The following is a 12358-nucleotide window of genomic DNA, read 5'->3' on the forward strand; positions in this document are numbered from 1 at the left end:
GGGCCGACCGCACTCGCAGACCCGCTTGCCGCTGTCCAGGCTCTCCAAGACGGCGAGTTCGTGCCGATTGCGTTCTAGTAATTAAACTTTGCAACTTTGCAAATTGGGCAGCGTGTTTCCGCTCGCCCGGCGTAAGCTGACGCCGTCGCGCGTCATCGAAGGATCCCACGCCTTTGCGACGGCAAAGGTTACGTCGCTGAAATAGCACGACTTCAGCCAAGATCTCGCATGTTGCCGGGTTGGTCGAATAACCGCCGAGCTTGAATCAGCATTCGGGTAGATTGACGGCGATGCCACCCTGCGAGGTTTCCTTGTATTTCACGTGCATGTCGTGGCCAGTCTCGCGCATGACATTGATGCAATTATCGAGTGGCATGAAATGGGTGCCGTCGCCGCGTAACGAAAGGCTCGCCGCTGAGACGGCTTTAATTGCGCCGAGCGCATTGCGCTCGATACAGGGAACCTGAACGAGTCCCGCCGCCGGATCGCACGTCATGCCTAGATGATGCTCCAGCGCGATTTCGGCGGCGTTTTCGACCTGCGCGTTGCTACCACCCAGAACGGCGCAAAGCCCGGCCGCCGCCATGGCCGCTGCCGAACCCACCTCGCCCTGACAGCCTACTTCCGCCCCTGAGATTGAGGCATTATGCTTGATCAGACCGCCGATCGCCGCAGCCACCAGCAGAAGATCGCGAATGCCCTCCCGGCGCGCACCGACGCAATGATCAAGATAATAGCGCGCCACGGCCGGCACCACGCCCGCCGCGCCGTTGGTGGGTGAGGTGACAACGCGCCCGCCGGCGGCGTTCTCCTCGTTCACTGCCATAGCGTAGACGCTCATCCAGTCATTGGCTTGGTGCGGCTGGGTAAGATTCAATCCGCGCTCCGATTGCAGTTGCGCATGGATAGCCTTTGCTCGACGTTTTATCTTCAGCCCGCCTGGCAGCGTACCCTCCTGCGCCAGGCCACGCTCGATGCAGCTTTCCATCACCTCCCAAATGTGGTCCAGCTTCGCATCCAGTTCCGGCCCGTGAACCGCCTCCTCATTCGCCCGTTTCATCTGAGCAATCGTTTTGCCAGATGCGTGGCCCATGCGCAGCATTTCCGCCGCCGTAGTGAACGGGTAGGGTATCGGGTGTTGCTTACTACCGCGCATGCCACCTGCAGCTTTTTGCAGTTCGGTTTCGGTCACAACGAAGCCGCCGCCAATCGAATAATAAACCTCCCGCTGATATGCATTACCCTGCCGGTCGTAGGCGGTAAGGACGAGTCCGTTGGCATGACCGGAAAGCGGGGGGCCATAGTCGAACGCCAGATCCTTTTTTGGATCGAACCGTAGGGCCGGCAGTCCTTCCGGATGGACGAAACCAGTCCTGCGCACCTCGGCCTCAAACTCTTCCACGCGGTCAGGATCAAGCGTATCGGGTTTCAACCCGCACAGACCGAGGATGACAGCGCGATCGGTGGCATGGCCCTTGCCAGTAAAGGCGAGTGAACCGTGCAGGCTGGCTCTAAGACCAAACAGTTCACCCGCCCCGGGAATCCGGTCGCCACCGCCACGCAGATCGTCGAGAAACCGCGCGGCCGCGACCATGGGTCCCATCGTGTGAGAAGACGATGGACCTATGCCGATCTTGAAGATGTCGAATACAGATAGGAACATTTACGAACCGTAGATTGGGAAGGCTTCGCACAGTGCGGCAACCTGCTCCCGCACTTCAGTCTCGACCGCACTGTTGCCTTCAGAATTCACAGCAAGCGCGTCGATAACACGCAGAATGAGCGCGCCGATCTGTTCAAATTCAGCCTCACCGAAGCCCCGTGTGGTGCCTGCCGGACTTCCGAGCCGGATGCCTGAGGTGACGAACGGCTTTTCAGGATCGTTTGGAATGGCATTCTTGTTGCAAGTGAGACCCGCCCGCTCAAGAGCAATTTCGGCAAACTTACCGGTAACCCTTTTCGGTCGAAGATCGACCAGCACCATATGGCTGTCGGTTCCACCTGAGATAATACCAAGCCCGCCCTTCGTAAGCACTTTGGCCAGGGCTCGCGCATTCGCGATGACTCGACTGGCATAATCTGCGAAGTCCGGACGCAGTGCCTCGCCGAAAGCCACGGCCTTCGCGGCGATGACGTGCATCAACGGGCCGCCCTGATTTCCGGGGAAGACAGCCGAGTTCAGCTTCTTCGCCAGATCAGCATCATTTGTCAGGATGAAACCGCCGCGCGGTCCGCGTAAGGTCTTGTGAGTGGTGGACGTGACGACATGGGCATGAGGGACTGGGTTCGGGTATTTGCCACCGGCGATCAGACCGGCGTAGTGAGCCATATCGACCATCAGATAGGCTCCGACCTCGTCGGCGATTCTACGGAAGCCGGCGAAATCAATCTGGCGCGGATACGCCGAGGCCCCGGCGACGATAAGCTTCGGTTTCGTCTCTAGCGCCTTATCTCGAACTTTTTCCATATCGATCAGATGTGTTTCGGCATCGACCTCATAAGAGACGACATCGAACCATTTGCCCGACATTGTAACCGGCGAACCATGCGTGAGGTGGCCGCCATGGGCAAGCGACAGACCCATGATCCGCTCGGCGGGCTGAAGAAGCGCCAAGAACACTGCCTGATTGGCCTGCGCACCGGAATGCGGCTGAACGTTCGCGAATTCCGCACCGAAAATTGCTTTCAACCGCTCGATGGCAAGCGCCTCGACCTTGTCGACAAACTCGCATCCGCCATAATAGCGCTTGCCGGGATAGCCCTCGGCATACTTGTTAGTCAGTACCGAGCCTTGAGCCGCTAGCACATCAGAGGATACAATATTCTCTGAGGCAATAAGCTCGATCTGGGTTCTCTGCCGATCAAGTTCTTCTGCAATGGCATCGGCAACCAATGTGTCAGATACGGTGAAGTGCGGGAGACGGTAATGCATCATTCTATCCTAGTTGATGGCCGCCGGCGTTAGCACTTTGCAGCTTGTTAAAATGCTTTGCTAGCGCACCTGTTGAGTTGGCGGGCCGCAGAAACGTGACGCGGGTGGATTCAGAGATCGGCGCTGAGATAAGCTATCTCGTCCCATAGACTTTGACCAAAGCTGCGCAGCACAATCAGCTCGAAATGATCCGACGCCACGCGCGTGATGTGCACGGAAAAGTGTCCCATCAGCGCCATGGAGGAATGGCCAACGTCCATAGAATCAAGATCGATTGCCATACCTTTTGCCAGCAGCGATTGGACTGCGTAGCCCGTGACTTCAATTCTGACGCGTCCGTGAGACTGATCTACCGCGAAGATGTGCGGAGCTAGCTTCCCAAACTTTGCCTGCAGGTCAACGTGAGACGTCGCTTCATCCCTCACGAGGAGCCACTGCCCTGGTCCGGCAGGGCGGACCGTGTTGGCTTCGTCGCCGAAGAGGTGCCGCAGCATTTCCGTAAGATCCTCGCCGCCTGGCCTGCCCAAGATGTGGATCAGGGTACCCTCGGGCATCGCCCTGATGGCGAAGGCGTCGGAGCCTCGCACGGCCGCGCTGCCGATCGCCGGACGGTGGATGAGCTCGGAATCAGACATGGAGCTTCTCGTTTGCTGGATCAACGAAAACAGGATTGCAGAGGCGAGCCGCAGTGAATTCTTTCCTCAGCCCGTTCCAGACCACGACTTCCTCGCCGTGCCTGAGATGGCCGCGCTTCACCAGAGCGAGCCCGATGGTCGAGCCCGCATGTGGTGAAAAGGCGCTCGACGAGACATAACCCTGGTCGTTCTCGAGCGTCGCCGCATCGCCCCTGGCGAGGATGTGCGAGCCGGTGCGGAAGCTGGCCGCGGGATCGAGCGGCACGACGCCGACAAGGCTTAGGCGCTCCTCAGCGACGAGTCCTTCACGGTCCAGCATGGACTTGCCGATGAAGTCTGCCTTGGTCGCGGAGACCATCTTGGCGAAACCGAGATCCGAGGGGATCACCGTGCCGTTGATCTCGTTATGCGTCACATGGCCCTTCTCGATGCGCAGCACGCTGAGCGCCTCGACGCCATAGGGCTGGATACCGTGTTCCTTGCCCGCTGCAAGAATCGCAGCTGCGACGCTTTCGCCATAGCCGGCTGGAACGGCAAGCTCGTAGGCCAGTTCGCCCGAGAAGGAGATCCGAAACAGGCGGCCATGCAGCCGGCTACCGAAGAGCGAGACGTCCTTCGCCGCGAGGAAGGGGAAGGCCTCGCTGGAGATATCGTCATCGACGATCGCCTGTAGCGTGGCGCGAGACTTCGGCCCCACAACCGACATCTGCGCCCACTGGTCGGTGACCGAGGCGAGCCGCACGTCGAGGTCGGGCCACAGCGCTTGGGCGCAGAACTCGAGATGGGTCATGACGCCGGCGGCATAGGCCGTGGTCGTGGTCATGAAGAAGCGGTCCTCGGCGAGCCGGCTCGTCGTGCCGTCGTCATAGATGAAACCGTCTTCACGCAGCATCAGGCCATAGCGCGCCTTGCCGACAGGCAATTTCAGGAAGGCGTTGGAATAGACACGGTTGAGGAACTCCGCCGCATCCTTGCCGCAGACCTCGATCTTGCCGAGCATGGAGACGTCGCAAATGCCGACGTTCTTCCTGACGTTGACAACTTCGCGGTCGACGCTTTGGCGCCAGCCGGTCTCGCCCACGCGCGGGAACCAGGAGGAGCGGTACCAGAGGCCGGTCTCGACGAAAACCGCCCCATGCTTGCGTGCCCAGTCGTGCAACGGCGACTTGCGCACTGGCTGGAAATGACGGCCGTGATACGGGCCGGTGAGCGCGCCGAAGCTGATCGGCGTGTAGAAGGGCCGGAAAGTCGTGGTGCCGACTTCGGCGGGAGAGACGCCGCGCGCCTCCGCCAGCAGGCCGATCGCGTTGACATTGGAGAGCTTGCCCTGATCGGTCGCCATGCCTGATGTCGTGTAGCGCTTGGCTAGTTCGACATCGCCATAGCCTTCCTTGACGGCGAGGCCGAGATCCTTAGCGCTGACATCGTTCTGGAAATCGACGAAGGCCTTGCCCTTCACACCCCTGACAGTCCAGAGCGGGCGTGTGGGCGGAGCAACGATATCGCCCTCGATCGCGCCAGCCTCGAAGGGCCGGGCGGGGAAGCCCAGGTCTTGCGCGATGTCGACAGAGCGCGCCGCGCCCTCGGCGAAGCAAGCCGAAAGACCCGCGGCACCCGTGACCGCACCGGCGAGATCGAGGCCCCGTGTCTCCGCCGGGGCCATGAAGGCCGCATGCGCGTCCGACCATTGCGGCCGGCCGCCCCGATGGCAGGCCAGGTGAATGATCGGGCTGAAGCCGCCGGACATGGCGAGCGCATCCACCGCCAGGGGCTCGGTCGCGCCATCAGCCGTCGAAACCGTGACGGACGAAAGCGCCTTGCCGCCCTTGGCGTCGGAGACGACGGCGCCCATGATCAGGCGGGCATTGCCGGCATAGGCGACTTGGGCGTCGGCCCGGCTGTCGACGATGGCGGTGAGCTGAACGCCCGCCGCCTCGAGATCGCGGGCAAGCGCATAACCGCTGTCGTTGGTGGTGAAGATGGCGATCCGCCGGCCAGGTGCCACGGCGAAGCGGTTGAGATAGCTGCGCATCGCGCCGGCCATCATCACACCGGGAATGTCATTGCCGCCGAAGACAAGCGGACGTTCCTCGGTGCCCGATGCAAGCAGCGCCTTTTTGGCGATGATGCGCCACATCCGCTCGACCGGCTTGTTCGGATCCCGGGTGTGGGCATGCTTCTGGACGCGCTCCACCGCGCCGAAGACATCGCCGTCATACCAGCCGAAGACAGTGGTGCGGGTCAGCACGCACACTTTGGGCAGCGATTCCAACTCATCGGCCAAGCGCCTCGCGAACGCGGGCGCAGCTTCGCCACCGATGGTCGCGGTCTCCGACAGCAGCGACCCGCCCACTTGACTGTGTTCATCGATGATCATCACGCGCGCGCCGGCACGGCCCGCGCTCAGCGCGGCCGCAAGCCCGGCGGGGCCGGCGCCGATGACCAGCAGGTCGCAATGCGCCCAGGATTTCTCGTAGCGATCGGGATCGGCCTCGTAGGTTGCCTTGCCCAGCCCGGCGGCGCGGCGGATAAAGGGCTCGTAGAGGCCCTCCCACAGCTTCGCCGGCCACATGAAAGTCTTGTAGTAGAAGCCGGCCGCCAGGAAAGGCGACAGAAGGCCGTTCAGCGAGCCAATGTCGAAATCGAGCGACGGCCAGCGGTTCTGGCTGCGGGCTTCGAGACCGTCGTAAAGGTCCTGCATCGTGGCGCGGGTATTGGCCTCGGTGCGGCCGCCGCTGCCTATGGTCATCAGCGCGTTCGGCTCGGCGGCGCCCGCCGTCAGGATGCCGCGCGGGCGGTGATACTTGAAGCTGCGGCCAACCAACTGGCGGCCATTGGCGAGAAGCGCCGAGGCGAGGCTGTCGCCGGCGTGACCGACAAGCGACGTGCCATCGAAGCTGAACCCGAGGCGCGACTGACGGTCGATCAGGCCACCCTTGGGCAGGCGATAGGAAGTCATCGGACGACCTCCGCAGACTTGGCCAGCGCTACGTCGCGGCTGCCGGAAATCTCATGCGTCGCCGTATCGCGGGTGACGACCAGCCAGCGCCGGCAGCCCGATGTGTGGTGCCAATATTCCTCATAGATGCCGCGCGGATTGTCGCGCAGATAGACGTAATTCATCCAGGCGTCCTTCGAGGCGTCCGGTGCGGGCCGGGCGAGCGCCGCGCCCTTCACGGTGAATTCCTCCTTCGGCCGGGAGCCGCAATGGGGGCAGGGGATGAGACTTGCCATGGTGCAGATACCCTCGGGTCAGTGGAGGTTGGGCTGGGCGCCCTGGCCCTTTTCGTCGATCAGATAGCCTCGCGCGAAGCGATCGAGCCGGAAGGCGCGGGCGGTCTCGTGCGGCGTGCCGCAGGCCAGCAGATGCGCGAAGCAGAAGCCCGAGGCCGGCGTTGCCTTGAAGCCGCCATAGCACCATCCGGCGTTGAGATAGAGGTTGTCGATATGGGTCCGGTCGATGATCGGCGAGCCGTCCATGCTCATGTCCATGATGCCGCCCCAAGACCGCAGAACGCGCACCCGTGATATTCCCGGAATCATCGCCTTTCCGGCCTCGGCGACATGCTCGACGGTGGCGAGATTGCCGCGCTGGGCATACGAATTGTAACCGTCAATATCTCCACCGAAGACGAGGCCGCCTTTGTCCGACTGTGATACGTAGAAGTGGCCGGCGCCGAAGGTGACGACACAGTCAACGAAAGGCTTCAATCCCTCGGAAACGAAAGCTTGTAGGACGTGGCTCTCGAGAGGGAGCTTGATGTCAGCCATCTCCGCAACGCGCGAGGAATTGCCCGCGGCAGCCAGCGCGAGCTTGCCGCAACCGATGAAGCCGCGCGTGGTCTTAACTCCGATGACCTTGCCGTTCTCGCGGCGGATGCCGGCCACCTCGCAGTGCTGGATGATATCGACACCGCAACGATCCGCGCCGCGCGCATATCCCCATGCGACCGCATCATGGCGCACGGTGCCACCGCGCCTCTGCAGGAGACCGCCTTGGATGGGGAAGCGCGCATTGTCGAAATCGAGGAAAGGCAGCTTGGTACGCACCGCCGCGCGGTCGAGTAGTTCCGCGTCGACCCCATGCAGCATCATCGCGTTGCCGCGCCGGGTATAGGCATCGCGCTGCGCGTCGGAGTGGTAGAGATTCAGCACCCCGCGCTGCGAAACCATGGCGTTGAAATTGAAGTCCTGCTCCAGGTTTTCCCACAGCTTCATGGAAAGCTCGTAGAAAGGATTGTTGCCGGGCAGCAGATAGTTGGAGCGGATGATCGTCGTGTTACGGCCGACGTTGCCAGAGCCGAGATAGCCCTTCTCCAGCACCGCGACATTGGTGATGCCGAATTCCTTGGCGAGATAATAGGCGGTCGCAAGCCCATGCCCGCCGCCGCCGACGATGATCACGTCGTACTGCGGCTTTGGCGCTGGCTCGCGCCATGCCGGCGCCCAGCCGCTATTGCCGCGGAGGCCGTTGAGAAGGATTGAAAGTGCGGAGTATTGCATCGCTGCTAAGATCCAGGCTGAGGAGTTGGATTAAATTACGCCCACAATTAGAATAGGAGTTCCACTTGGAGCGCATCGATCCAAAAGTTCCTGCGTCGATTTCGAACGCCCGGCCGCATGCCGCATTGACCCTCTCGCGCTCGAAGGCTTTGCGGATAATGCCAGGCAGGCTCAGTAGCTCTTTTCAGGACGCCGCCGCTGAGGGCGAAAACGGTCGCGGAGCAGGTAACATTGGCGATTCCGATGAAACCGCCCCTTTGCGCCCCGGGTTCGGCTAATGCGACAAGATCTGGCTAAGGAAGAGCTTGGTCCGTTCGTGTTGTGGGTTGCTGAAGAAGTCATCCGGTTTGCCCTCTTCGACGATTTTGCCCCAATCCATGAAGATAACCCGGTCGGCAACGGCGCGTGCAAAGCCCATCTCGTGGGTAACGCAGACCATAGTCATGCCATCGCGCGCCAAACTTGTCATAGTTTCCAACACTTCCGACACCATCTCTGGATCGAGCGCCGAGGTAGGCTCGTCGAACAACATGACCGCAGGTTCCATGCACAAAGAGCGCGCAATGGCTACACGCTGCTGCTGTCCTCCGGAGAGTTGAATCGGGTATTTGTTGGCCTGTTCTGGAATGCGCACGCGCTCTAGGAACTTTAGGGCGGTCTTCTTGGCCACTGCTTCGGGCACGCCCTTGATCCACATTGGACCAGCCATGCAGTTCATCAGCACGGTCATGTGGGGGAAGAGATTGAAGTGCTGGAAGACCATACCAACATTCTTGCGAACTTCAGTCACGTTGCGCATTTTGTTATGCAATCTGATCCCGTTGACGGTGATCTCGCCTTCCTGATGCGCTTCGAGCCGGTTGAAGCACCGGATCAGCGTAGATTTGCCTGATCCGGACGGGCCGCAGATGACGATGCGTTCGCCCTTACGAACGGTAAGGTTCACATCAGTCAATGCTTTGAAGGTGCCGTACCATTTGGAGACGTGCGTCGCTTCAATAATCTTTTCTGCATTCATCGGCTCTTGTTTCTGGCTGTATGCTTCTTCCAGGGCTTGGATGCTCAATCCATTTTGAGCCGGCTGCGATGGGCCGTGCCCATGTCCCTTAAAAAAACTCACGTTGCTAGGGGTCATCGAATCTTACTCCTTGCGAAATGACGCTCGAGCCGCGATTGAGCAACCTCAAGGCAGGCGGACAGGATCCAATAGATTATGGCTGCTGTAACTAACATCTCCATGTGATGGAAGGTCGGTTGGCCGATTGTGCGAGCAAGGAACGTTAACTCCCACACGCCGAGAACCGAAACCAACGAGCTGTCCTTCAACATTGATATGAAGGTGTTCCCCATTGGAGGGATGATGAGTGGCAGTGCCTGAGGCAGGATAATCCTGCGCATCGTGAGGCCGAAGCCGAAGCCAATGGAGCGGGATGCCTCCCATTGTCCACGGTCGATACTCTGAATGCCAGCGCGAAAGATCTCTGTCATATAGGCGCCGACGCAGAGGGACAGTGCCAGTATGCCTGAAGGCACGGCACTGATCACAATACCCAATTGCGGCAGACCGAGGTAAATCAGATAAATCTGGATGAGAAGCGGCAGGCCGCGGAAGAAAGACGTGTAAAAACTGGCAATAGCGTAAGCAAATCCATTGGTTGAGAGTTTTGCAATTGCCGCCACGATTGCTATCAGCGACGCGAAGAACAGCGAAATCGCCGAGACGTAAATGGTAGTCAGTACTCCCTGAGTAATCAGATATGGCAAATTCGACGTGATGAATGGCAGGCTCAATTTGAAAGAATTAAAGAAGGCAACAAAGAGTATAAGTAACTCGATCCATACGACACTAATTTGTACCTTCAGTGGCGCAAATCCTATCAAAACGATATTTATGCAGAACACTACTGCGATCACAAATGCAATCGCAAAACGTCCATAGATACCACTTTGGAGAGGATCACCAATAATGGGTCGCATGAGCTCGCCGAACGTGCTGCCCGCCAAATCGAAAGAAAGAAAAAACCCAAGCACGATCGCGAAGAGAGTGGCAACAAACCAAGGCCTGTGAACAATAACTTCGGATTCGACTGTATCTTGGTAAAGCATGAGAACATCCTCACGTGTGCGGCTCGGCACAGCCGAGCCGCTTGGATAACACCTGCTTATTGCGCTACAGAGTGGTCAGATCCATACCACTTCACTGATAGCTTCGACAGTGTTCCGTCATCCCGCATGCTTTTGATCGCGGCAGAGACCTTTTCGACCAGTTCTTTGTCACCTTTCATCATCGGGATTGCCGCGGGCAAAGGAAACAGCCTTTCGATGATCTTGAGCGGATACCCCGATTTTATCGCGCCCTCTGTGAAGGTTTCATCTGTAATGACAGCGTCGAGACGGACCCCATCCCCGAGTCGAAGATCATCAAAAGCGATAGTGGAATTGCCATAGGTTTTAACCTCCCCAGCTTTGAAATCGTAGTGAACGGGCTGAGCATTAGGGTCATCCGGCGTGTAGGTCTGATTTGCATAGGCTTCGGCAACAGTTCCACCATTTACGCCAACCACTTTGCCGTCGAGATCTGAAGCTTTTGCTGCCTTGCTATCCTTATGGACAACAATTATTGTCCGATCGTAGAAGTATGGGACCGAAAAATCGAACTTATCCGCGCGGGCTTTGGTAGGCGCCATCTGGCCGGTGCCAATGTCCCAACGCCCCGCCCAATTGCCTGCCGCAATCAAGTCCCAGCCCGGTGTTACAAATTCGGCCTTTACGCCTAGATGTTTTGCAATGCCCTTCGCAACATCGATGTCGTAGCCAACTAGCTCATTTTTTTCATCCAGGTGAGCAATAAGCCCCCAATCGGCACCCGCAGCAACCCTGAGGGTTTTAGATGCAAGGATCCGATCTAGGACTTCTCCGGCGTGAGCCGAAGGGCCGAAAGCCACTGACGTGAGAGCGATCGACACCGCTGTTACAGCCATCTTAATCTTGTTCATGCTCGTTCCCCTTGTTAGGTTTGATTTTTCTATCTCCGGCCGACATTCAACTACACAGATATTCTGAGCCGGCCGCCTCATTTGCACGAGGCCTCAGAATTGTTTGAATAGACACTCAGTCAATGGCTATCTATCCTGACGAGGTCCAGGTGAGATGTGGACGCTCGGTATCGGGAAGCTTTTCTGTCCATTCCTAAGAGACATTCGTTGGTCGTCATCATATGGCAATGAATAATGGATAATGGCATGAGGAATGCGCCAAAATGTGCTCGAGGCTGAAATGGTCATTCCAAAAGGCGTACTTGTTTGAAATCCACGGTGATGTCACTGTTCAAGAACCTGCAAAGGCGATCATTCTCCCAATGGCGCTTTCCGCGTTGCAGACCTTAGACGTGCAAGCCATTTTGCATTCCCAGGAATGGCGGAATGGCAGCCTGGAGCGCACCTCATTTTGACCGGACATGCGGCGTAGCCGATAAGGCATAGGCATGCGCCTATGAGTACGACTATGTCCAAGAGTTCCGATTCGCCGTTTAGGCGGTCGAAGTTATCACCTCGGTGCAGCGCCGCCGGCGCTGGTCCGTCGCCGAAAAGGTTCGGCTGGTGGAGGAAGCCATGCAGCCGGGCATCAGCGTTTCCTATGTGGCACGACGCGCCGGTATTTCCCCTCCCAGCTCTTTGCCTGGAAGCGCCGTATGCTCGAAGACGGCTACGCGGCAGTTCAGGCTGACGAAGATGTTGTGGGCTCTTGCCAGATCCGCGAACTGGAGAAGCGGGTGCTCGATCTCGAGCGCATGCTGGGCAAGAAGACCATGGAAGCCGAGAGCCTCAAGGAAGCCCTTGAACTCGCTCGCCCAAAAAAACGGTCGTCGCCGTTGCTGTCGTGGAGCGATCCCGGGGGCGATTCCCAATGAGTGCGATTGCTAGAACGCTGGGCGTCTCCCGGTCGAATGTGATTGACCGCAGCAGCAAGCCCTCCAAGCCGCGTGGGCCCTATCGCAAGCCCGAAGACGTCGCCGCCCCGCTCGCCGAACTGCACTCGACTATTGCCCAGCGCCCCACCTATGGCTATCGCCGGGTGACAGCATTGCTCAACCGGCAGCGGCGCAAAGATGGCAGGCCCATGGTCAATGCCAAGCGTGTTCTCAGAGTGATGCAGCAGAACGGACTGAACCTTCAAAGCATACAGCTCTGCGGCCCACCCGCACCCACGACGGTGTCGTATGTCCGCGAAATGGGGTCCACTCCACAGCCATCTAGAGGTTGGATCGATTTGCTCACCTGGCATTGCT

General features: G+C 59.0%; 10 protein-coding genes and 2 pseudogenes. 2 read left to right on the forward strand and 10 right to left on the reverse strand.

Annotation, left to right across the window (positions count from 1 at the left end):
* Positions 1–265: 265 nt before the first annotated feature.
* The 10 genes and pseudogenes from EN857_RS14135 to EN857_RS14175 all read right to left on the reverse strand — a co-directional run bounded on the left by EN857_RS14135 (position 266) and on the right by EN857_RS14175 (position 11066).
* Positions 266–1663, reverse strand: coding sequence for an L-serine ammonia-lyase (locus EN857_RS14135; protein ID WP_128187048.1), 1398 nt, complete (start codon positions 1661–1663; stop codon positions 266–268).
* Entirely contained in the window at positions 1664–2932 is a 1269-nt protein-coding gene (gene glyA, locus EN857_RS14140; RefSeq protein WP_128187046.1) for a serine hydroxymethyltransferase, read from the reverse strand. It lies immediately after the preceding gene.
* A 110-nt stretch (positions 2933–3042) separates the two neighbouring features.
* A complete protein-coding gene (locus EN857_RS14145) occupies positions 3043–3567 on the reverse strand; it encodes a sarcosine oxidase subunit gamma family protein (protein WP_128187044.1) in 525 nt (174 codons plus the stop codon).
* On the reverse strand, positions 3560–6526 hold the full coding sequence (locus tag EN857_RS14150; RefSeq protein WP_128187042.1) for a sarcosine oxidase subunit alpha family protein: 2967 nt from the start codon (positions 6524–6526) through the stop codon (positions 3560–3562). The genes EN857_RS14145 and EN857_RS14150 overlap by 8 nt, the downstream gene beginning before the upstream one ends.
* Positions 6523–6801 (reverse strand): sarcosine oxidase subunit delta, encoded by a 279-nt coding sequence (locus EN857_RS14155; RefSeq protein ID WP_128187040.1) that lies wholly within the window; start codon positions 6799–6801, stop codon positions 6523–6525. Before EN857_RS14155 ends, EN857_RS14150 begins: the two co-directional genes overlap by 4 nt.
* A gap of 18 nt (positions 6802–6819) precedes the next feature.
* The gene (locus EN857_RS14160) at positions 6820–8070 is read right to left on the reverse strand and encodes a sarcosine oxidase subunit beta family protein (RefSeq protein WP_128187038.1); all 1251 of its coding nucleotides are present in this window, start codon (positions 8068–8070) and stop codon (positions 6820–6822) included.
* Positions 8021–8259, reverse strand: a pseudogene (locus EN857_RS35640) (hypothetical protein); the annotation flags it as partial. The gene EN857_RS14160 and the pseudogene EN857_RS35640, both read right to left, overlap by 50 nt.
* Positions 8260–8344: 85 nt before the next feature.
* Positions 8345–9088, reverse strand: coding sequence for an amino acid ABC transporter ATP-binding protein (locus EN857_RS14165; protein ID WP_128187076.1), 744 nt, complete (start codon positions 9086–9088; stop codon positions 8345–8347).
* Between the two features lie 113 nt (positions 9089–9201).
* Entirely contained in the window at positions 9202–10176 is a 975-nt protein-coding gene (locus EN857_RS14170; protein ID WP_128187036.1) for an amino acid ABC transporter permease, read from the reverse strand.
* Positions 10177–10232: 56 nt separating this feature from the next.
* Complete coding sequence (locus EN857_RS14175) at positions 10233–11066, reverse strand: transporter substrate-binding domain-containing protein (protein WP_135858785.1); 834 nt, start codon at positions 11064–11066, stop codon at positions 10233–10235.
* Between the two features lie 302 nt (positions 11067–11368).
* Between EN857_RS14175 and EN857_RS34710 the strand changes: the two genes are divergently transcribed.
* On the forward strand, positions 11369–11521 hold the full coding sequence (locus EN857_RS34710) for a hypothetical protein (protein ID WP_189521649.1): 153 nt from the start codon (positions 11369–11371) through the stop codon (positions 11519–11521).
* Positions 11522–11615: 94 nt separating this feature from the next.
* Positions 11616–12290 (forward strand): annotated as a pseudogene (locus EN857_RS35645) (transposase); the annotation flags it as partial.
* Positions 12291–12358 lie beyond the last annotated feature (68 nt).

It is taken from the genome of Mesorhizobium sp. M4B.F.Ca.ET.214.01.1.1 (assembly GCF_004791545.1).
GTDB lineage: Bacteria > Pseudomonadota > Alphaproteobacteria > Rhizobiales > Rhizobiaceae > Mesorhizobium > Mesorhizobium abyssinicae.

What these genes read in the sequence shown, in the direction of transcription:
- EN857_RS14165 (WP_128187076.1), bottom strand. Translation starts at nt 9,088, where the DNA reads ATGAATGCAGAAAAGATTATTGAAGCGACGCACGTCTCCAAATGGTAC.
- EN857_RS14160 (WP_128187038.1), bottom strand. Translation starts at nt 8,070, where the DNA reads ATGCAATACTCCGCACTTTCAATCCTTCTCAACGGCCTCCGCGGCAAT.
- EN857_RS14145 (WP_128187044.1), bottom strand. Translation starts at nt 3,567, where the DNA reads ATGTCTGATTCCGAGCTCATCCACCGTCCGGCGATCGGCAGCGCGGCC.
- EN857_RS14170 (WP_128187036.1), bottom strand. Translation starts at nt 10,176, where the DNA reads ATGCTTTACCAAGATACAGTCGAATCCGAAGTTATTGTTCACAGGCCT.
- glyA (WP_128187046.1), bottom strand. Translation starts at nt 2,932, where the DNA reads ATGCATTACCGTCTCCCGCACTTCACCGTATCTGACACATTGGTTGCC.
- EN857_RS14135 (WP_128187048.1), bottom strand. Translation starts at nt 1,663, where the DNA reads ATGTTCCTATCTGTATTCGACATCTTCAAGATCGGCATAGGTCCATCG.
- EN857_RS14150 (WP_128187042.1), bottom strand. Translation starts at nt 6,526, where the DNA reads ATGACTTCCTATCGCCTGCCCAAGGGTGGCCTGATCGACCGTCAGTCG.
- EN857_RS14175 (WP_135858785.1), bottom strand. Translation starts at nt 11,066, where the DNA reads ATGAACAAGATTAAGATGGCTGTAACAGCGGTGTCGATCGCTCTCACG.
- EN857_RS14155 (WP_128187040.1), bottom strand. Translation starts at nt 6,801, where the DNA reads ATGGCAAGTCTCATCCCCTGCCCCCATTGCGGCTCCCGGCCGAAGGAG.